The sequence below is a fragment of the Bartonella jaculi genome (assembly GCF_039543045.1).
Lineage (GTDB): Bacteria > Pseudomonadota > Alphaproteobacteria > Rhizobiales > Rhizobiaceae > Bartonella > Bartonella jaculi.
Genome location: NZ_BAABIZ010000192.1, coordinates 1 through 599, shown reverse-complemented (window position 1 = coordinate 599; position 599 = coordinate 1). Strand labels below are relative to the sequence as shown.

Here is a 599-nt window from a genome sequence, read left to right as displayed (position 1 = left end):
ATGCGCGCGTTCATTATTACGCTTGTGTCTTTAATGATACAAAAATTTATGGCAATGCGAAAATTTCTGGATATGCTTGTATTTTTGCAAATGTAAAGATTTTTCGCAATGCGGTCATTAAAGGTGATACTTGGGTTCGCAATAATATTGAAGTCTGTAATAAAGAAATTCTCTATAATGATCAGCCATTAAAAGAAGCTGCTTAAATAAAGCACGGGCGCGGCGGGGGCGCCCTCCTTTAAACATCTCATTTTAAAATTTATCGAATATTAGATTAGGGAGTTACCTATGACCAATATAACTGTATCTAAAAAATTTGTACTCACAAAAGAGACACGTGTATTTGGTAACCATATTCTTTATCGCATTAAAGCATTAAAAGACTTTTCTGATGTCAAGGCTGGTGATCTGGGGGGCTTTATTGAAAATGAAAGCAACCTATCGCATGATGGCAATTGTTGGGTTTATGATAATGCTCTTGTTTTTAAAAATGGTCACGTTTCTGAAAATGCAAGGGTTTTTGGCAATGCTGTCACTTGTGGTCATATCTATGGTCATGCGCGGGTTTATGACAATGCTATCGTTGCTGGCTATGTATA

The 599-nt window shown here is 36.4% G+C and carries 2 pseudogenes; both read left to right on the top strand.

Features of this window, described 5'->3' with window-relative positions:
* Nucleotides 1-206, top strand: a pseudogene (locus ABD915_RS10145) (LbetaH domain-containing protein); the annotation flags it as partial.
* Between the two features lie 82 nt (nucleotides 207-288).
* A pseudogene (locus ABD915_RS10140) lies at nucleotides 289-599 on the top strand (hypothetical protein); the annotation flags it as partial.